Origin of the sequence: Pseudomonas sp. A-1, from assembly GCF_004801855.1 — a bacterium.
Taxonomy (GTDB): domain Bacteria; phylum Pseudomonadota; class Gammaproteobacteria; order Pseudomonadales; family Pseudomonadaceae; genus Geopseudomonas.
The window spans coordinates 23311-43206 of record NZ_SSTC01000037.1 but is presented as its reverse complement, the minus strand read 5'-3'; the positions used below and the strand labels follow the sequence as shown (position 1 = coordinate 43206).

At 68.0% G+C, this 19896-nt stretch carries 19 protein-coding genes; 14 read left to right on the top strand and 5 right to left on the bottom strand.

The window, feature by feature from the left end:
- From E5198_RS10595 to nuoN, 14 genes are all read left to right on the top strand, one after another.
- Positions 1-861: (Fe-S)-binding protein (locus E5198_RS10595; RefSeq protein WP_136489965.1), on the top strand; the 861-nt coding region annotated here is incomplete at its 5' end.
- Positions 862-1122: 261 nt separating this feature from the next.
- On the top strand, positions 1123-1536 hold the full coding sequence (locus tag E5198_RS10590; RefSeq protein WP_090351603.1) for an NADH-quinone oxidoreductase subunit A: 414 nt from the start codon (positions 1123-1125) through the stop codon (positions 1534-1536).
- A 10-nt stretch (positions 1537-1546) separates the two neighbouring features.
- Positions 1547-2224, top strand: a complete 678-nt coding sequence (locus E5198_RS10585; RefSeq protein WP_090351601.1) for an NADH-quinone oxidoreductase subunit B — start codon at positions 1547-1549, stop codon at positions 2222-2224.
- 55 nt (positions 2225-2279) lie between these two features.
- Positions 2280-4061, top strand: a complete 1782-nt coding sequence (gene nuoC, locus E5198_RS10580) for an NADH-quinone oxidoreductase subunit C/D (protein WP_136489964.1) — start codon at positions 2280-2282, stop codon at positions 4059-4061.
- 2 nt (positions 4062-4063) lie between these two features.
- Positions 4064-4579, top strand: a complete 516-nt coding sequence (gene nuoE, locus E5198_RS10575; protein ID WP_136489963.1) for an NADH-quinone oxidoreductase subunit NuoE — start codon at positions 4064-4066, stop codon at positions 4577-4579.
- Positions 4576-5928, top strand: a complete 1353-nt coding sequence (gene nuoF / locus E5198_RS10570) for an NADH-quinone oxidoreductase subunit NuoF (protein WP_136489962.1) — start codon at positions 4576-4578, stop codon at positions 5926-5928. The genes nuoE and nuoF overlap by 4 nt, the downstream gene beginning before the upstream one ends.
- 149 nt (positions 5929-6077) lie before the next feature.
- Positions 6078-8801 (top strand): NADH-quinone oxidoreductase subunit NuoG, encoded by a 2724-nt coding sequence (nuoG, locus tag E5198_RS10565; RefSeq protein WP_136489961.1) that lies wholly within the window; start codon positions 6078-6080, stop codon positions 8799-8801.
- Positions 8798-9787, top strand: coding sequence for an NADH-quinone oxidoreductase subunit NuoH (gene nuoH / locus E5198_RS10560; protein WP_136489960.1), 990 nt, complete (start codon positions 8798-8800; stop codon positions 9785-9787). The genes nuoG and nuoH overlap by 4 nt, the downstream gene beginning before the upstream one ends.
- A 12-nt stretch (positions 9788-9799) precedes the next feature.
- On the top strand, positions 9800-10348 hold the full coding sequence (nuoI, locus tag E5198_RS10555) for an NADH-quinone oxidoreductase subunit NuoI (RefSeq protein ID WP_090351592.1): 549 nt from the start codon (positions 9800-9802) through the stop codon (positions 10346-10348).
- Positions 10349-10362: 14 nt separating this feature from the next.
- Positions 10363-10872, top strand: coding sequence for an NADH-quinone oxidoreductase subunit J (gene nuoJ / locus E5198_RS10550; protein ID WP_136489959.1), 510 nt, complete (start codon positions 10363-10365; stop codon positions 10870-10872).
- Complete coding sequence (gene nuoK / locus E5198_RS10545) at positions 10869-11177, top strand: NADH-quinone oxidoreductase subunit NuoK (protein WP_136489958.1); 309 nt, start codon at positions 10869-10871, stop codon at positions 11175-11177. Before nuoJ ends, nuoK begins: the two co-directional genes overlap by 4 nt.
- Positions 11174-13024, top strand: coding sequence for an NADH-quinone oxidoreductase subunit L (gene nuoL, locus E5198_RS10540; protein WP_136489957.1), 1851 nt, complete (start codon positions 11174-11176; stop codon positions 13022-13024). The genes nuoK and nuoL overlap by 4 nt, the downstream gene beginning before the upstream one ends.
- 15 nt (positions 13025-13039) lie before the next feature.
- A complete protein-coding gene (gene nuoM, locus E5198_RS10535) occupies positions 13040-14569 on the top strand; it encodes an NADH-quinone oxidoreductase subunit M (protein ID WP_136489956.1) in 1530 nt (509 codons plus the stop codon).
- 8 nt (positions 14570-14577) lie between these two features.
- Positions 14578-16035: an NADH-quinone oxidoreductase subunit NuoN gene (nuoN, locus tag E5198_RS10530; protein ID WP_136489955.1), complete on the top strand. Its 1458-nt coding sequence runs from the start codon at positions 14578-14580 to the stop codon at positions 16033-16035.
- 192 nt (positions 16036-16227) lie between these two features.
- Here nuoN and E5198_RS10525 read toward each other — a convergent pair whose 3' ends face one another.
- The 5 genes from E5198_RS10525 to rplU all read right to left on the bottom strand — a co-directional run bounded on the left by E5198_RS10525 (position 16228) and on the right by rplU (position 19855).
- Positions 16228-16704 carry a CreA family protein gene (locus E5198_RS10525; RefSeq protein ID WP_136489954.1) on the bottom strand — a complete coding sequence of 159 codons (477 nt, stop codon included), beginning with the start codon at positions 16702-16704 and terminating at the stop codon, positions 16228-16230.
- Between the two features lie 8 nt (positions 16705-16712).
- A complete protein-coding gene (gene proB / locus E5198_RS10520) occupies positions 16713-17831 on the bottom strand; it encodes a glutamate 5-kinase (protein WP_136489953.1) in 1119 nt (372 codons plus the stop codon).
- A 109-nt stretch (positions 17832-17940) separates the two neighbouring features.
- A complete protein-coding gene (cgtA, locus tag E5198_RS10515) occupies positions 17941-19161 on the bottom strand; it encodes an Obg family GTPase CgtA (RefSeq protein ID WP_136489952.1) in 1221 nt (406 codons plus the stop codon).
- 96 nt (positions 19162-19257) lie between these two features.
- Positions 19258-19515: a 50S ribosomal protein L27 gene (gene rpmA, locus E5198_RS10510; protein WP_136489951.1), complete on the bottom strand. Its 258-nt coding sequence runs from the start codon at positions 19513-19515 to the stop codon at positions 19258-19260.
- 28 nt (positions 19516-19543) lie between these two features.
- Positions 19544-19855, bottom strand: a complete 312-nt coding sequence (gene rplU / locus E5198_RS10505) for a 50S ribosomal protein L21 (RefSeq protein WP_136489950.1) — start codon at positions 19853-19855, stop codon at positions 19544-19546.
- Positions 19856-19896: the final 41 nt, after the last annotated feature.

The following is a 19896-nucleotide window of genomic DNA, read 5'->3' as shown; positions in this document are numbered from 1 at the left end:
CTGCTCGGCGCGCCGCGCCTGGCCGCGCTGAGCGCCGGTCTGCGCCGGCTGTCCGGCGAGCGCCTGCCGCAGTGGACGGCCGCCATGCCGCAGCCGGTGCGCCTGCAGTTGCCGGCCGCGCCGCAACAGACGGAAAAGCCGCGGGTGGTGTATCTGGCCGCCTGCGTGTCGCGCGCCATGGGCCCGGCGGCCGGCGACGCCGAGCAGACGCCGCTGCTCGACAAGACCCGCGCCCTGCTGGAGAAGGCCGGCTTCGCCGTGGTGTTCCCGGACAACCTGGACAACCTGTGCTGCGGCCAGCCGTTCGCCTCCAAGGGCTATCCCGAGCAGGCCGAGGCCAAGCGCCGCGAGCTGCTCGACGCGCTGCTCGAGGCCAGTCGCGGCGGCCTCGACCCGATCTACTGCGACACCAGCCCGTGCACCCTGCGCCTGGTGCAGGATCTTGCCGACGAGCGCCTGCAGATCTTCGATCCGGTGAAGTTCATCCGCGAGCAGCTGCTCGACCGCCTGGAGTTCGTCCCGCAGGCCGAGCCGGTGGCGGTGCACGTCACCTGCAGCACCCAGCATCTGGGCGAGGCGCAGGGGCTGATCGACATCGTCGGCCGCTGCACCCGCCAGGTGGTGGTGCCGGAAGGCATCCACTGCTGCGGCTTCGCCGGCGACAAGGGCTTCAACCGGCCGGAGCTCAATGCCCACGCACTGCGCTCGCTGAAGGACGCCGTGCAGCAGTGCGGCGAAGGGGTGTCCACCAGCCGCACCTGCGAGATCGGCCTGTCGCAGCATTCCGGCATCGACTACCACGGCCTGGTCTATCTGGTGGACCGGGTCACCCGGGCCAGAGTCCCCGGACAGGCGGTCTGAGCCCGACACGCTTCAAGCTCGTACCATGGCACGTTCGACCCCGCTTCGGCGGGGTCTTTTTTTACCCTGCCTGCGACACCGGGTCGCATTATTGCCAGCCCCGCAAGAGACCCTTCCAAGGGATGAATTTACTTGTCCGGATAACCGGCATAGAATTGCAAAAATTTATTGCAAGCTGCGACACAGTGCCGCATTCTTCGCGCGCTTGTGGCGCGCCAGAGCGTCCCGCAGCCCGCCCAAAGCCCTCGAAGAGTCTCCGGCATGACCGAATCGACCGCTCTGCTCGCCCACAACTGGAGTTTCGCCGTCTTCCTGCTCGGCGTCTTCGGCCTGATCGCCTTCATGCTCGGCGTCTCCAGCCTGCTCGGCAGCCGCGCCTGGGGGCGCAGCAAGAACGAACCGTTCGAAGCCGGCGTGGTGCCCACCGGCAGCGCGCGCCTGCGCCTCTCCGCCAAATTCTATCTGGTCGCGATGCTGTTCGTGATCTTCGACGTCGAAGCCCTCTTCCTCTTTGCCTGGGCCGTCTCGGTGCGCGAAAGCGGCTGGGCGGGCCTCATCGAAGCTACCGTTTTCATAGCAATTCTGTTGGCGGGTCTTGTCTACCTTTGGCGTATCGGCGCGCTCGACTGGGCGCCCGAAGCACGCCGCAAGCGGCAGGCGAAGCTGAAACAATGAGGCTTTGGCAATGCGATATGAACTTACCCGGATCGATCCGGATGCGGTCAATGACCAGTATCCGATCGGCCAGCGGGAAACCGTTTCCGACTCCCAGCTAGAAGACCAGGTGCACAAGAGCGTCTTCATGGGCAAGCTGGAAGACGTCCTGCACAAGGCGGTCAACTGGGGGCGCAAGAACTCCCTGTGGCCGTACAACTTCGGCCTGTCCTGCTGCTACGTGGAGATGACCACGGCGTTCACCGCACCGCACGACATCGCCCGCTTCGGCGCCGAAGTGATCCGCGCCTCACCGCGCCAGGCCGACTTCATGGTCGTCGCCGGCACCTGCTTCGTGAAGATGGCGCCGGTCATCCAGCGCCTGTACGAACAGATGCTGGAGCCCAAGTGGGTCATCTCCATGGGTGCATGCGCCAACTCCGGCGGCATGTACGACATCTACTCGGTCGTCCAGGGGGTGGACAAGTTCCTCCCCGTCGACGTCTACGTTCCCGGCTGTCCGCCCCGCCCCGAGGCGTTCCTGCAGGCGCTGATGCTGCTGCAGGACTCCATCGGCGAGGAGCGCCGTCCGCTGTCCTGGGTGGTTGGCGACCAGGGCATCTACCGCGCCGAAATGCCGGCGCAGCGCGACGTGCGCCGTGAACAACGCATCCAGGTAACCAACCTGCGCAGCCCCGACGAAGTATGAGCCCCCGCCCGCCAGGTGCGGGCGTGCCCATCCGTTGACCGAGCGATCGAGAACCATGACAGCAGACACCCTGCTGGCCGTCCCGCCGTACAAGGCCGACGACCAGGATATCGTAATCGAACTGCAGGCGCGTTTCGGCGCCGACACCTTCACCCTCCAGCCCACCCGCACCGGCATGCCGGTACTCTGGGTGCCGCGCGCGCGCCTGATCGAGGTGCTGCGCTTCCTGCGTGACGTGAGCAAGCCCTACGTCATGCTCTACGACCTGCACGGCGTCGACGAGCGCCTGCGCACCCAGCGCCGCGGCCTGCCCGCCGCCGACTTCAGCGTGTTCTACCACCTGATCTCGATGGAGCGGAACAGCGACGTGATGATCAAGGTCGCCCTGAGCGAGGGCGACCTCAACGTGCCGACCGCCACCGGCATCTGGCCCAACGCCAACTGGTACGAGCGCGAGGTCTGGGACCTCTACGGCATCACCTTCAGCGGCCACCCGCACCTGACCCGCCTGCTGATGCCGCCGACCTGGGAAGGTCACCCGCTGCGCAAGGACTACCCGGCGCGCGCCACCGAGTTCGACCCGTTCAGCCTGTCCGCCGCCAAGCAGGACCTGGAGCAGGAAGCCCTGCGCTTCAGGCCCGAGGACTGGGGCATGAAGCGCGGCGGCGAGCACACCGACTTCATGTTCCTCAACCTGGGCCCCAACCACCCCTCGGCCCACGGCGCCTTCCGCATCATCCTGCAGCTGGACGGCGAGGAGATCGTCGACTGCGTGCCGGAGATCGGCTATCACCACCGCGGCGCCGAGAAGATGGCCGAGCGGCAGAGCTGGCACAGCTTCATCCCCTACACCGACCGCATCGACTACCTCGGCGGGGTGATGAACAACCTGCCCTACGTGCTGGCGGTGGAGAAGCTCGCCGGCATCAAGGTGCCGCAGCGCGTCGACGTGATCCGCATCATGATGGCGGAGTTCTTCCGCATCCTGAACCACCTGCTGTACCTGGGCACCTACATCCAGGACGTCGGTGCGATGACGCCGGTGTTCTTCACCTTCACCGACCGCCAGCGCGCCTACAAGGTGGTCGAGGCCATCACCGGCTTCCGCCTGCACCCGGCCTGGTACCGCATCGGCGGTGTCGCCCACGACCTGCCGCGCGGCTGGGATCGCCTGGTGCGCGAATTCCTCGACTGGATGCCCAAGCGCCTGGTCGAGTACGAGAAGGCCGCGCTGAAGAACAGCATCCTGATCGGCCGCACCAGGGGCGTCGCCCAGTACAACACCAAGGAAGCGCTGGAGTGGGGCGTCACCGGCGCCGGTCTGCGCGCCACCGGCTTCGACTTCGACCTGCGCAAGGCGCGCCCGTACTCCGGCTACGAGAACTTCGAATTCGAGGTGCCGCTGGCCCACGAAGGCGACGCCTATGCCCGTTGCATGGTCAAGATGGGCGAGATGCGCGAGAGCCTGCGGATCATCGAGCAGTGCCTGAACAACATGCCGGAAGGCCCGTACAAGGCGGACCACCCGCTGACCACGCCGCCGCCGAAGGAACGCACGCTGCAGCACATCGAGACCCTGATCACCCACTTCCTGCAGGTTTCCTGGGGTCCGGTGATGCCCGCCAACGAGGCCTTCCAGATGATCGAGGCGACCAAGGGCATCAACAGCTACTACCTGACCAGCGACGGCAGCACCATGAGCTACCGCACGCGGATCCGCACTCCCAGCTTCGCCCACCTGCAGCAGATCCCCGCGGTGATCCGCGGCAGCATGGTGCCGGACCTGATCGCCTATCTGGGCAGTATCGACTTCGTGATGGCTGACGTGGACCGCTGACAATGAGCCAGACCCCTGTTTCTTCGCAGAACCTGATCCAGACCGACCGTTTCGCCCTCAGCGAGACCGAGCGCTCGGCCATCGAGCACGAGATGCACCACTACGAGGACCCGCGCGCGGCGTCCATCGAGGCGCTGAAGATCGTCCAGAAGCAGCGCGGCTGGGTGCCGGACGGCGCCATCCACGCCATCGCCGCGGTGCTGGGCATCCCGGCCAGCGACGTCGAGGGCGTGGCCACCTTCTACAGCCAGATCTTCCGCCAGCCGGTCGGCCGCCACATCATCCGCGTGTGCGACAGCATGACCTGCTTCATCGGCGGGCATGAATCGGTGCTCGGCGCGATCCAGCAGCAGCTGGGCATCGCCCCCGGCCAGACCAGCGGCGACGGCCGCTTCACCCTGCTGCCGGTGTGCTGCCTGGGCAACTGCGACAAGGCCCCGGCGCTGATGATCGACGACGACACCTTCGGCAACGTGACTGCCGACAACGTCGCCAAGCTGCTGGAGGACTACGCATGAAGACCCTGACGTCCATCGGTCCGCTCAACACCGTCGCGCGCAGCCCGGAAACCCACCCGCTGACCTGGCGCCTGCGCGACGACGCCCAGCCGGTGTGGCTCGACGAGTACCAGCGCAAGGACGGCTACACGGCCGCGCGCAAGGCGCTCAGGGACATGGCCGAGGCGGACATCGTCAACGAGGTCAAGGAATCCGGCCTCAAGGGCCGCGGCGGCGCCGGCTTCCCCACCGGGGTGAAGTGGAGCCTGATGCCAGCCGACGAGTCCATCAAGACCCGCTACCTGCTGTGCAACGCGGACGAGATGGAGCCCAACACCTGGAAGGACCGTCTGCTGATGGAGCAACTGCCCCATCTGCTGATCGAGGGCATGCTGATCAGCGCGCGCGCGCTCAAGGCCTACCGTGGCTACATCTTCCTGCGCGGCGAATACGTCGACGCCGCCGCCAACCTCAACCGCGCCATCGAGGAAGCCAAGGCCGCCGGCCTGCTCGGCAGCAACATCCTCGGCTCAGGCTTCGACTTCGAGCTGTTCGTGCACACCGGCGCCGGCCGCTACATCTGCGGCGAGGAAACCGCGCTGATCAACTCGCTGGAAGGCCGCCGCGCCAACCCGCGCGCCAAGCCGCCGTTCCCCGCCGCGGTCGGCGTGTGGGGCAAGCCGACCTGCGTCAACAACGTCGAGTCGCTGTGCAACGTGCCGGCGATCATCGGCAACGGCGTCAAGTGGTACCACTCGCTGGCCAGGGCGGGCAGCACCGACCACGGCACCAAGCTGATGGGCTTCTCCGGCAAGGTGAAGAACCCCGGCATCTGGGAGCTGCCGTTCGGCATCACCGCCCAGGAGCTGTTCGAGGACTACGCCGGCGGCATGCGCGACGGCTACCGCCTGAAATGCTGGCAGCCCGGCGGCGCCGGTACCGGCTTCCTGCTGCCCGAGCACCTGTCCGCGCAGATGCACAGCGCCGGCATCGGCCAGGTCGGTACCCGCATGGGTACCGGCCTCGCCCTGGCCGTCGACCACACCGTCAGCATGGTGTCGCTGCTGCGCAACATGGAGGAGTTCTTCGCCCGCGAGTCGTGCGGCTGGTGCACTCCGTGCCGCGACGGCCTGCCGTGGAGCGTGAAGACCCTGCGCGCCCTGGAGCGCGGCCAGGGCAGCGCCGAGGACATCGAGATCCTCCTCGGCCTGGTCAACTTCCTCGGCCCGGGCAAGACCTTCTGCGCCCACGCACCCGGTGCGGTGGAGCCGCTGGGCAGCGCGATCAAGTACTTCCGCGAGGAGTTCGAGGCCGGCGTGGCCAAGGGCAGCGCGGCACGCGGCGAAGCGGTACAGATCGCCGGCGCCTGAAGCGTCGGCACAAGAGGATGCAAGCCGGGTGGCGGGACGTTGCGCATGGCGCATTTCCCCGCCCCCGGCGCTGCGTGCCCAGAGGGCGTGCGGCACCACGGAATTCCATTAGCCAGTCCGCGCGAGCGGGCAAAGAAGAAACCTGAACCATGGCCACCATCCACGTAGACGGCAATTCGTACGACGTCGACGGCGCAGACAACCTGTTGCAGGCCTGTCTGTCCCTCGGTCTCGACATTCCCTACTTCTGCTGGCACCCGGCGCTGGGCAGCGTCGGCGCCTGCCGCCAGTGCGCGGTGAAGCAGTACAACGACGAGAACGACAAGCGCGGGCGCATCGTCATGTCCTGCATGACCCCCGCCAGCGACAAGACCTGGATCTCCATCGACGACGAGGAAGCCAAGCGCTTCCGCGAAAGCGTCGTCGAATGGCTGATGACCAACCACCCGCACGACTGCCCGGTGTGCGAGGAAGGCGGTCACTGTCACCTGCAGGACATGACGGTGATGACCGGCCACAACAAGCGCCGCTACCGCTTCACCAAGCGCACCCACCAGAACCAGGACCTCGGCCCGTTCATCGCCCACGAGATGAACCGCTGCATCGCCTGCTACCGCTGCGTGCGCTACTACAAGGACTACGCCGGCGGCGAGGACCTGGGCGTCTACGGCGCCCACGACAACGTCTACTTCGGCCGCGTCGAGGACGGCGTGCTGGAGAGCGAGTTCTCCGGCAACCTGGTCGAGGTCTGCCCGACCGGGGTGTTCACCGACAAGACCCACTCCGAGCGCTACAACCGCAAGTGGGACATGCAGTTCGCGCCGAGCATCTGCCAGCAGTGCAGCGTCGGCTGCAACACCAGCCCCGGCGAGCGCTACGGCGAGATCCGTCGCATCGAGAACCGCTTCAACGGCTCGGTGAACCACTACTTCCTCTGCGACCGCGGCCGCTTCGGCTACGGCTACGTCAACCGCGAGGACCGTCCGCGCCAGCCCCTGTTGCAGAATGAAAAGCTGGGCAGCCAGAAGCTCGGCATCGACGCCGCGCTGGATAAGGCCGCCGAACTGCTCAAGGGCCGCAAGGTGATCGGCATCGGTTCGCCGCGCGCCAGCCTGGAAAGCAACTTCGCCCTGCGCGAGCTGGTCGGCGCCGGCAACTTCTACAGCGGCATCGCCGCCGCCGAGCTGGCCAACCTGCGCCTGATCCGCGAGCTGCTGGACAACGGCCCGCTGCCGACGCCGTCGCTGCGCGAGCTGGAAGAGTTCGACGCCGTGTTCGTGCTCGGCGAGGACCTCACCCAGACCGCGCCGCGCATCGCCCTGGCCCTGCGCCAGGCCGCCCGCGGCAAGGCCACCGAGATCGCCGCCGCGGCGAAGATCCCCGAGTGGCACCAGCTGGCGGTGCAGAACGTCGCCCAGCACGCGCTGAACCCGCTGTTTATCGCCAGCGTGACGAGCACGCGTCTGGACGACGTCGCCGAGGAGTGCGTGCACGCCGCGCCGGACGACCTGGCCCGCCTCGGCTTCGCCGTGGCCCACGCCATCGACCCGAGCGCCCCGGCCGTGACCGGCCTGGATGCCGAGGCCGCCGCCCTGGCCGCGCGCATCGCTGCCGCCCTGCTGGCCGGCCAGCGCCCGCTGATCGTCGCCGGCGCCTCGCTGGGCTCGACGGCGCTGCTCGAGGCCGCCGGCAACATCGCCCGGGCACTGAAGAACCGCGAGAAGCACGCCGGCATCAGCCTGGTCGCCGCCGAAGCCAACAGCCTGGGCGTCACCCTGCTGGGTGGCGAGTCGGTGGACGCCGCGCTGGACGCCCTGACCTGCGGCCAGGCCGACGCTGTGGTGGTGCTGGAGAACGACCTGTACCGCCGCGCCGCCGCCGACAAGGTGGACGCCGCGCTGGCCAAGGCCCGCGTGCTGATCGTCGCCGACCACCAGCACACCGCCACCGCCGCCCGCGCCGACCTGGTGCTGCCGGTAGCCAGCTTCGCCGAGGGCGACGGCACCCTGGTCAGCCAGGAAGGCCGCGCCCAGCGCTTCTTCCAGGTGTTCGAGCCGAGCTACTACGACAGCGCGATCCTGGTGCGCGAGGGCTGGCGCTGGCTGCACGCGCTGCACAGCACCGTGCAGGGCAAGGCCGTCGACTGGACCCAGCTGGACCAGGTCACCGCTGCCTGCGCCGCCGTGCAGCCGCAGCTGGCCGGCATCGTCGCTGCCGCGCCCAAGGCCGCGTTCCGCATCAAGGGCCTCAAGCTGGCCCGCGAGCCGCACCGCTACAGCGGCCGCACCTCGATGCGCGCCAATATCAGCGTGCACGAGCCGCGCCAGCCGCAGGATGCCGATTCGCCGTTCGCCTTCTCCATGGAAGGCTACGCCGGCAGCGCCGAGGCCCGCCAGCAGATCCCCTTCGCCTGGTCGCCGGGCTGGAACTCGCCGCAGGCCTGGAACAAGTTCCAGGACGAGGTCGGCGGCCACCTGCGCGCCGGTGATCCGGGCGTGCGCCTGTTCGACGCCCCGGCCAACCGTGTCGAGTGGTTCAGCGCGCCGGCCGCGCCGCTCAGCGCCGCCGGCCGCTGGCAGGTGGTCGCCCTGCACCACCTGTTCGGCAGCGACGAGACCTCCTCGCGCGCCGCGCCGGTGCAGGAACGCATCCAGGCCGCCTACGCCGCCCTCGGCAGCGACGCCGCCGCGCGTCTCGGCCTCAAGGACGGCGCCCTGCTCAGCCTGAAGGTCTCCGGCCGCGAGCTGCGCCTGCCGCTCAGGGTGATCGACGAGCTGGCCGACGGCCTGCTCGGCCTGCCCGCCGGCTTCGACGGCATCCCGCCGCTGGCCGGCACGCTGTTCGCCGAAGCCCTGCAGGAGGTGGCGCAATGAGCTGGCTCACTCCGGAAGTGCTCGCCGTGATCGTCGGCGTGCTCAAGGCCATCGTCATCCTGCTCGCCGTGGTGGTCTGCGGCGCCTTCCTCAGCTTCGTCGAGCGCCGCCTGCTCGGCCTCTGGCAGGACCGCCACGGTCCCAACCGGGTCGGCCCGTTCGGCCTGTTCCAGCTGGCCGCCGACATGCTGAAGATGTTCTTCAAGGAAGACTGGACGCCGCCGTTCGCCGACAAGCTGATCTTCACCCTGGCGCCGATCGTCGCCATGAGTGCGCTGCTGATCGCCTTCGCGGTGATCCCGGTGACCGCGACCTGGGGCGTGGCCGATCTGAACATCGGCCTGCTGTTCTTCTTCGCCATGGCCGGCCTGACCGTCTACGCGGTGCTGTTCGCCGGTTGGTCGAGCAACAACAAGTTCGCCCTGCTCGGCGCCCTGCGCGCCTCGGCGCAGACGCTGTCCTACGAGGTGTTCCTCGGCCTGTCGCTGATGGGCATCGTCGCCCAGGTCGGCTCGTTCAACATGCGCGACATCGTCGACTACCAGGCGCAGAACCTGTGGTTCGTCATCCCGCAGTTCCTCGGCTTCTGCACCTTCTTCATCGCCGGCGTGGCGGTGACCCACCGTCACCCGTTCGACCAGCCGGAGGCCGAGCAGGAACTGGCCGACGGCTACCACATCGAGTACGCGGGGATGAAGTGGGGCATGTTCTTCGTCGGCGAGTACATCGGCATCGTGCTGGTGTCGGCGCTCCTGGTGACCCTGTTCTTCGGCGGCTGGCACGGCCCGTTCGGCATCCTGCCGCAGCTGTCGTTCCTCTGGTTCGCCCTGAAGACCTGCTTCTTCATCATGCTGTTCATCCTGCTGCGCGCCTCCATCCCGCGCCCGCGCTATGACCAGATGATGGCCTTCGGCTGGAAGTTCTGCCTGCCGCTGACCCTGCTCAACCTGCTGGTGACCGGCGCCCTGGTGCTGGCTGCCCAGTAAGGAGAAACACGCATGTTCAAATACATCGGCGAGGTGCTGCACGGCACCTGGACCCAACTGCGCAGCCTGGTGATGGTGTTCTCCCACGCCTTCCGCAAGCGCGACACCCTGCAGTACCCCGAGGAGCCGGTGTACCTGCCGCCGCGCTACCGCGGGCGCATCGTGCTGACCCGCGACCCCGACGGCGACGAGCGCTGCGTGGCCTGCAACCTGTGCGCGGTGGCCTGCCCGGTGGGCTGCATCAGCCTGCAGAAGGCCGAGCGCGAGGACGGCCGCTGGTACCCCGAGTTCTTCCGCATCAACTTCTCACGCTGCATCTTCTGCGGCCTGTGCGAGGAGGCCTGCCCGACCACCGCGATCCAGCTCACCCCGGATTTCGAGATGGCCGAGTACAAGCGCCAGGACCTCGTCTACGAGAAGGAAGACCTGCTGATCTCGGGTCCGGGCAAGAACCCGGACTACAACTTCTACCGCGTCTCCGGCATGGCCACCGCGGGCAAGCCGAAAGGCTCGCACCAGAACGAGGCCGAGCCGATCAACGTGAAAGGCCTGCTGCCTTAAAGGACGGAAGAACGATGGAATTCGCCTTCTACTTCGCCGCCGGGGTGGCCGTGGCGGCCACCCTGCGGGTGATCACCCACACCAACCCGGTGCACGCGCTGCTCTACCTGGTGGTTTCGCTGCTCGCCGTGTCGATGACCTTCTTCGCCCTCGGCGCGCCCTTCGCCGGCGTGCTGGAGATCATCGTCTACGCCGGCGCCATCATGGTGCTGTTCGTCTTCGTGGTGATGATGCTCAACCTCGGCCCGGCCACCGCCGAGCAGGAGCGCGCGTGGCTGACGCCCGGCGCCTGGGTCGGCCCCGGCCTGCTCTCCGGCGCCCTGCTCGCCCTGCTGCTGTACGTGCTGCTGGGCGATGCCGGCGGCGCCGCCATCGGCACCGCGACCGTCGACGCCAAGGCGGTCGGCGTCCACCTGTACGGCCCCTACCTGCTGGCGGTAGAGCTGGCCTCCATGCTGCTGCTGGCAGCGCTGGTCGCCGCCTACCACCTCGGCCGCCCCGAAGCCAAGGAGCCCACCGCATGAATGCGATTCCCATGGAGCACGGCCTGGCCCTGGCCGCCGTGCTGTTCAGCCTGGGCCTGGTCGGCCTGATGGTGCGGCGCAACATCCTGTTCGTGCTGATGAGCCTGGAAGTGATGATGAACGCCTGCGCGCTGGCCTTCGTGGTCGCCGGCAGCCGCTGGATCCAGCCCGACGGGCAGATCCTGTTCATTCTGGTGATCACCCTGGCAGCCGCCGAGGCCAGCATCGGCCTGGCGATCCTGCTGCAGCTGCATCGCCGCTTCCATACCCTCGATATCGACGCTGCCAGCGAGATGCGCGGATGAACCTACTATTCCTCACCTGTCTGTTCCCGCTGCTCGGCTGGCTGCTGCTGGCCTTCTCCCGCGGCCGTCTGTCCGAGAACCTGGCCGCGCTGATCGGCGTCGGCTCGGTGGGCCTCTCGGCACTCACCGCCGCCTGGGTCATCTGGCAGTTCAACGTCGCGCCACCGGAAGGTGGCGTGTACACCCAGCTGCTGTGGCAGTGGATGAACGTCGCCGGCTTCGCGCCGAACTTCACCCTGTATCTGGACGGCCTGTCGGTGACCATGCTCGGCGTGGTCACCGGCGTCGGCTTCCTGATCCACCTGTTCGCCAGTTGGTACATGCGCGGCGAGGAGGGCTACTCGCGCTTCTTCGCCTACACCAACCTGTTCATCGCCAGCATGCTGTTCCTGGTGCTCGGCGACAACCTGCTGTTCCTCTACTTCGGCTGGGAAGGCGTGGGCCTGTGCTCGTACCTGCTGATCGGCTTCTACTTCAAGGAAGTGAAGAACGGCAACGCGGCGCTCAAGGCGTTCATCGTCACCCGCATCGGCGACGTGTTCATGGCCATCGGCCTGTTCATCCTGCTGCTCAACCTCGGCACCCTGAACATCCAGGAGCTGCTGGTGCTGGCGCCGCAGAAGTACGCGGCCGGTGACACCTGGCTGTGGCTGGCCACCCTGATGCTGCTCGGCGGCGCGGTCGGCAAGTCCGCCCAGCTGCCGCTGCAGACCTGGCTGGCCGACGCCATGGCCGGCCCGACCCCGGTCTCGGCGCTGATCCACGCGGCGACCATGGTCACCGCCGGCGTCTACCTGATCGCGCGCACCCACGGCCTGTTCCTGCTCACCCCGGAGATCCTCGAGCTGGTCGGCATCGTCGGCGGCGTGACCCTGGTGCTGGCCGGCTTCGCCGCCCTGGTGCAGACCGACATCAAGCGCATCCTCGCCTACTCGACCATGAGCCAGATCGGCTACATGTTCCTCGCCCTCGGCGTCGGCGCCTGGGACGCGGCGATCTTCCACCTGATGACCCACGCGTTCTTCAAGGCCCTGCTGTTCCTCGCCTCCGGTGCGGTGATCCACGCCTGCCACCACGAGCAGAACATCTTCCGGATGGGCGGCCTGTGGAAGAAGCTGCCGCTGGCCTATGCCAGCTTCATCGTCGGCGGCGCGGCGCTGGCCGCCCTGCCGCTCTTGACCGCCGGCTTCTACTCCAAGGACGAGATCCTCTGGGAAGCCTTCGCCAGCGGCCACAGCGGCCTGCTCTACGCGGGTCTCGCCGGTGCCTTCCTGACCTCGATCTACACCTTCCGCCTGATCTTCATCGCCTTCCACGGCGAGGCGAAGACCGAGGCGCACGCCGGCCATGGCATCGCCCACAACCTGCCGCTGGCGGCGCTGATCGTGCTGTCGACCTTCGTCGGCGCGTTGATCACCCCGCCGCTGGCCGGCGTGCTGCCGCAGAGCGTCGGCCATGCCGGCGGCGAGGCCAAGCACGGTCTGGAGCTGCTGTCCGGCGCCATCGCGGTGCTCGGCATCGGCATCGCCGCGCTGCTGTTCCTCGGCCAGCGCCGCCTGGTGACCAGCGTCGCGCAGAGCGCGCCGGGCCGCCTGCTCGGCGCCTGGTGGTATGCGGCCTGGGGCTTCGACTGGCTGTACGACAAGCTGTTCGTGCAGCCCTACCTGCTGCTCTGCCGCCTGCTCAATCGCGACCCGGTCGACCTCAGCATCGGCCTGCTGCCGCTGCTCGCCCGCGGCGGCCACTTCGCCCTGCGCCAGAGCCAGACCGGCAACCTGCGCTGGTACGCCACCTCCATCGTCGGCGGGGCCGTGTTCGTGCTCGCTGCCCTTCTGCTTCTGAATTAAGGAAAACGGCCCGTCATGATTCTGCCCTGGCTAATCCTGATTCCCTTCATCGGCGGCCTGCTGTGCTGGCAGGCCGAGCGCTTCGGCGCCGTCCTGCCGCGCTGGATCGCGCTGCTGAGCATGACCCTGCTGCTGGTCCTCGGCCTGTGGCTGTGGGGCAGCGCCGACTTCAGCCTGGCCCCGGCGCCCGGCGGCGAGCTGGCCTGGGCCAGCGAGTTCCAGATCCCGTGGATCGAGCGCTTCGGCATCTCCATCCACCTGGCGCTGGACGGCCTGTCGGTGCTGATGATCGTCCTCACCGGCCTGCTCGGCGTGCTCTCGGTACTCTGCTCGTGGAAGGAGATCACCAAGCGCGTCGGCTTCTTCCACCTCAACCTGCTGTGGATCCTCGGCGCGGTGGTCGGCGTGTTCCTCGCCATCGACCTGTTCCTGTTCTTCTTCTTCTGGGAAATGATGCTGGTGCCGATGTACTTCCTCATCGCGCTCTGGGGTCATAGCGGCAGCAGCGGCAAGAGCCGCATCACCGCCGCCACCAAGTTCTTCATCTACACCCAGGCCAGCGGCCTGATCATGCTGGTGGCGATCCTCGCCCTGGCCTTCGTCCACTACAGCCAGAGCGGCGTGCTGACCTTCAGCTACGGCGAACTGCTGCAGACCGAGCTGGCCCCGGGCACCGAGTACCTGCTGATGCTCGGCTTCTTCGCCGCCTTCGCGGTGAAGTTCCCGGTGGTGCCGGTGCACTCCTGGCTGCCGGACGCCCACGCCCAGGCGCCGACCGCAGGCTCCGTGGATCTGGCCGGCATCCTGCTGAAGACCGCCGCCTACGGCCTGATCCGCTTCTGCCTGCCGCTGTTCCCCAACGCCTCGGCGGAGTTCGCGCCGATCGCCATGGGCCTCGGCGTGTTCGCCATCGGCTACGGTGCGCTGCTGGCCTTCGGCCAGAGCGACATCAAGCGCCTGGTGGCCTACTCCAGCGTGTCGCACATGGGCTTCGTGCTGATCGCCATCTACTCCGGCAGCCAGCTGGCGCTGCAGGGCGCGGTGGTGCAGATGATCGCCCACGGCCTGTCCGCCGCGGCGCTGTTCATCCTCTGCGGCCAACTCTACGAGCGCCTGCACACCCGCGACTTCCGCGCCATGGGCGGCCTGTGGGGGCGCATGCCCTGGCTGCCGGCGATCAGCCTGTTCTTCGCCGCCGCGGCGCTGGGCCTGCCCGGCACCGGCAACTTCGTCGGCGAGATACTGATCCTGCTCGGCACCTTCCAGGTCCAGCCGTGGATCGCCGTGCTGGCCGCCACCGGCCTGGTGTTCGGCTCGGTCTACTCGCTGTGCATGATCCACCGCGCCTACTTCGGCCCGGCCAAGGCCGAGAGCGCCCTGCCCGGCCTGAACCTGCGCGAACTGGTCATGGTGCTGGGCCTGGCGGTGCTGCTGATCCTGCTCGGCGTCTACCCGCAGCCGGTGCTCGATACCTCGGCCGCCAGCATGCAGGGCGTGCAGCACTGGCTGGGCGCCGCCTCTTCCCAACTCGAATCGGCCCGGTAAGTCACGTCATGGAATTCACCACTCAACACCTGACCGCCCTGCTGCCGCTGCTGGTCACCGGCGCCACCGCCGTCATCGTCATGCTGGCGATCGCCTGGAAGCGCCACCACGGGCAGACCTTCCTGCTCTCGGTGGCCGGCCTCAACCTGGCCCTGCTGGCGATCCTCCCCGCCCTCGGCGTGACGCCGCTGGAAGTCACTCCGCTGCTGCGCATCGACAGCTTCGCCCTCTACTACAGCGCGCTGATCATCGCCGCCACCCTGGCCTGCCTGACCCTGACCCACGCCTACCTCGGCGGCGCGTCGGGCAAGGGCTACCCGGGCAACCGCGAGGAGCTGTACCTGCTGATGCTGCTGGCCTGCGCCGGCGGCATCGTGCTGGTCAGCTCTCAGCACCTGGCCGGCCTGTTCATCGGCCTGGAGCTGCTGTCGGTGCCGACCTACGGCCTGATCGCCTACGCCTTCTTCAACCGCCGCTCGCTGGAAGCCGGCATCAAGTACATGGTGCTGTCGGCCGCGGGCTCGGCCTTCCTGCTGTTCGGCATGGCCCTGCTGTACGCCGAGTCCGGCAGCCTGAGCTTCGCCGGCATCGGCGCCTCGCTGGCCGCCGACGGCCTCGGCCAGCTGGTGCAGATCGGCGTGGGCATGATGCTGATCGGCCTGGCGTTCAAGCTGTCGCTGGCACCCTTCCACCTGTGGACTCCGGACGTCTACGAGGGCGCCCCGGCGCCGGTGTCGGCATTCCTCGCCACCGCCAGCAAGGTCGCCGTGTTCGCCGTGCTGCTGCGCCTGTACCAGGTGTCGCCGGCCTTCGCCGACGGCTGGCTGGGCCAGCTGCTGAGCCTGCTGGCGATCGCCTCGATCCTGGTCGGCAACCTGCTGGCGCTGCTGCAGAGCAACCTCAAGCGCCTGCTCGGCTACTCGTCGATCGCCCACTTCGGCTACCTGCTGATCGCCCTGATCGCCAGCAAGGGCATCGCCAGCGAGGCCATCGGCGTCTACCTGCTCACCTACGTGCTGACCAGCCTGGGCGCCTTCGGGGTGATCACCCTGATGTCCACCCCCTACCAGGGCCGCGACACCGACGCGCTGTTCGAGTACCGCGGCCTGTTCTGGCGCCGCCCGTACCTGACCGCGGTGCTGGCGGTGATGATGCTGTCGCTGGCCGGCATCCCGCTGACCGCCGGCTTCATCGGCAAGTTCTACGTGGTCGCCGCCGGCGTCGAGAACCAGCTGTGGTGGCTGCTCGGCGCGCTGGTCCTCGGCAGCGCCATCGCCGTGTACTACTACCTGCGGGTGATGGTCAGCCTGTTCCTGGTCGAGCCCAGCCTGCAGCGCCGCGACGCGCCGCAGCACTGGGCCCAGCAGACCGGCGGCGTCATGCTGCTGGCGGTGGCCGGCCTGACCCTGCTGCTCGGCGTCTACCCGCAGCCGCTGCTGGCGCTGGTGCAGAACGTCGGCTTCTGACGGGAAACGCGCACGCGAAAAAGCCGGTCGGGGCAACCCGACCGGCTTTTTTGTTTCTGCGGCCTGCGTAGGGTGGGTTAGCCGCGCAGCGGCGTAACCCACCATCGATGCCGCCAGGCATCGCCATGGCCGGCCTCGCGACCGGCTCGGTGGGTTACGGCCTTCGGCCTAACCCACCCTACGCCAGCGCAATCAGTTCGCCGCCTTCGCCCACGGCAGGATCGGAATGGCGGTCACCGAGTTCTGCGGGCTGCCCTCGATCACCCGGTCGCTGTAGACCATGTACACCAGCGTGTTGCGCTTCTCGTCGAAGAAGCGCACCACCTGCATGGTCTTGAACACCAGCGAGGTGCGTTCCTGGAACACCTCCTCGCCCTCCTCCAGCGTGTCGCGGAAGCGGATCGGTCCGACCTGGCGGCAGGCGATCGACGCCTCGGCGCGGTCCTCGGCCAGGCCCAGGCCGCCCTTGATGCCGCCGGTCTTGGCCCGCGACAGGTAGCAGGTCACCCCCTCCACCTTGGGATCGTCGAACGCCTCGACGACGATCTTGTGGTTGGGGCCGAGCAGCTTGAACACCGTCGACACTTCACCGATGGTCTCGGCCTGCGCGCCAGCGGCGAGCAGTGCCAGCGCGGCGGCCAGCGGCCTGAGCAGCTTGCTAGCGGTCATCATCGTCCTCACACCAGTACCAGGTTGTCGCGGTGCACCAGCTCGGGCTCGTCGATGTAGCCGAGCGTCTGCTCGATGGCTTCGGTGCCCAGGCCGGCGATGCGCTGGGCATCGCTGGCGCTGTAGTTGACCAGCCCGCGGGCCACCTCGCGGCCGTCCGGGCCGAGGCAGGCGACCATCTCGCCGCGGCGGAAGTTGCCCTCCACCGCGGTGACGCCCACCGGCAGCAGGCTCTTGCGCTGCTCGACCAGCGCGCGCACCGCGCCGGCGTCGAGGGTCAGGGTCCCGCGCATCTGCAGGTGGCCGGCCAGCCACTGCTTGCGCGCGGCGTGGCGGCCGCGCTCGGGGGTCAGCAGGGTGCCGAGGCGCTCACCGCCCTTGAGGCGGTCGAGCACCCGCTCGATGCGCCCGCCGATGATGATGCTGTTGGCCCCGGAGCGCGCCGCCAGGCGCGCGGCGCGCAGCTTGGTCTGCATGCCGCCGCGGCCGAGGGCGCCGCCGGTGCCGCCGGCCACCGCGTCAAGACTGGGGTCGTCGGCGCGCGCCTCGAAAATCAGCTGGGCGTCGGGGTTGTGGCGCGGATCGGCGTCGAACATGCCGTCACGGTCGGTGAGGATCACCAGCAGGTCGGCCTCGACCAGGTTGGCGACCAGCGCGGCCAGGGTGTCGTTGTCGCCGAAGCGGATCTCGTCGGTGACCACGGTGTCGTTCTCGTTGATCACCGGGATCACGCCGAGGTCGACCAGGGTGCGCAGGGTGCTGCGCGCGTTGAGGTAGCGCTTGCGGTCGGAGAGGTCGTCGTGGGTCAGCAGCACCTGGGCGGTCTGCAGGCCGTGCTCGGCGAAGCTGGATTCCCAGGCCTGCACCAAGCCCATCTGGCCCACCGCGGCGGCGGCCTGCAGCTCGTGGATGGTGCTCGGCCGGGCATTCCAGCCCAGCCGGCTCATCCCCGCCGCCACCGCCCCGGAGGACACCAGCACCAGCTCCACGCCGGCGCGGCGCAGCGCCACCATCTGCTCGACCCACACCGCCATGGCGCCGCGGTCGAGGCCGCGGCCGTCGGCGGTCAGCAGCGCACTGCCGATCTTCACCACCCAGCGGCGGGCCTTGCTCACCTTCTCACGCATGTTCTGCAACCTTGCAATTCAGCTTGAGCGGAGCCGCAGGCGGCCCCGCGTCGGTCATGCGATCCCGGCGCCCGGGCGGCTGCGCCGGGCCGGGGATCGCGACAGGCTCTTAACGGACGTAGAAGATCTCCGGACCGTCCTCGTCGTCCTCGTCGTCGAAGTCGTCTTCCTCCTCGACCTCCTCGTCGGCACTGCGCACGCCGGCGCGGCGCAGGGCGCGGGCATCGTCGAGCGCCTGCAGGCGGGCGCGGGCCTCGTCCTCGATCTGCTGGTCCAGTGCGGCGATCGCCTCGGCGAACTCCGGCTCCTCGGCGATGCGCCGGGTGCGCTCGTCGATGTAGTTCATGATGTCGCCGCACAGCTTGTCGGTGCCCTCGCGCTCCAGCGCGGAGATCACGTAGACCGGGCCCTGCCAGTCGAGACGCGCGATCACCTCGCGCATGCGCTCCTCGCGCTCCTCGTCGAGCAACTGGTCGGCCTTGTTCAACACCAGCCAGCGGTCGCGCTGGGTCAGCGCCGGACTGAAGCGGCCCAGCTCGTTGATGATCGCCGCGGCGGCTTCGGCCGGATCGGAGTCGTCCAGCGGCGCCATGTCGACGAGATGCAGCAGCAGACGGGTGCGCGCCAGGTGCTTGAGGAAGCGGATGCCGAGACCGGCGCCTTCGGAAGCACCCTCGATCAGGCCGGGAATGTCGGCGATCACAAAGCTCTTCAGGCGGCCCACGCTGACCACGCCGAGGTTGGGCACCAGGGTGGTGAACGGGTAGTCGGCGACCTTGGGCTTGGCGGCGGACACCGCGCGGATCAGGGTGCTCTTGCCGGCATTGGGCATGCCGAGCAGGCCGACGTCGGCCAGCACCTTGAGTTCCAGCTTGAGGTCGCGCGCCTCGCCCGGCTTGCCATGGCTGGTCTGCCGCGGTGCCCGGTTGGTGCTCGACTTGAAGCGGGTGTTGCCCAGGCCATGCCAGCCACCCTTGGCCACCAGCAGACGCTGGCCGGGCTGGGTCAGGTCGCCGATGATCTCCTGGGTGGAGGCATCGATCACCGTGGTGCCGACCGGCACCGGCAGGACCAGGTCCTCGCCCTTGTGCCCGGTGCAGTCCTTGCTGCCGCCGTTCTTGCCGCGCTGGGCATCGAAGCGGCGGGTGTAGCGGTAATCGACCAGGGTATTGAGGTTGCTGTCGGCCTCGAGAAAGATCGAGCCGCCGTCACCGCCATCGCCGCCATCCGGACCACCAAATGGCACGAATTTTTCGCGGCGAAAACTCATGCAGCCGTTGCCACCGTCACCGGCCTGCACATGGATGGACACTTCATCGACGAATTTCATGGGTAACGCCTCCCACCATCGGCGGGTCATTAGAGCAAGGGAAGTACAAATAAAAAAGCCCTGTCGGCAGACAGGGCTTTTTCGGCAAGCGCGCGATCAGTTGGTCACGATGCTCACGTATTTGCGACCGAAGGCACCCTTGGTCTCGAACTTCACCACGCCGTTCACCTTGGCGAACAGGGTGTGGTCCTTGCCCATGCCGACGCCGACGCCGGCGTGGAACTTGGTGCCGCGCTGACGCACGAGGATGTTGCCGGCAACGACGGCCTGGCTGCCGTACATCTTCACGCCAAGGCGTTTACTTTCGGAATCGCGGCCGTTACGGGTAGAACCGCCAGCTTTTTTGTGTGCCATGAGTCAATACTCCGGAAAAAGAGGGGGATCAGGCCTGGATGCCGGTGATCTTGATTTCGGTGAACCACTGACGGTGGCCCTGACGCTTCATGTGGTGCTTGCGGCGACGGAACTTGATGATGCGCACCTTGTCGTGACGGCCCTGGGCGATCACTTCGGCGGTCACCTTGGCGCCTTCGACGACCGGAGCACCGATCTTGACGTCGTCACCGTTGCCGACCAGCAGGACCTGCTCGAAAGCCACGCTTTCGCCGGTCGCCACGTCGAGCTTTTCGATCTTGAGGAATTCGCCTTCAGCGACCTTGTACTGCTTGCCGCCGGTAACAATTACTGCGTACATGGGATGTCTCCGTTAGACCTGCTCACCTGGCGCTTTGGTGG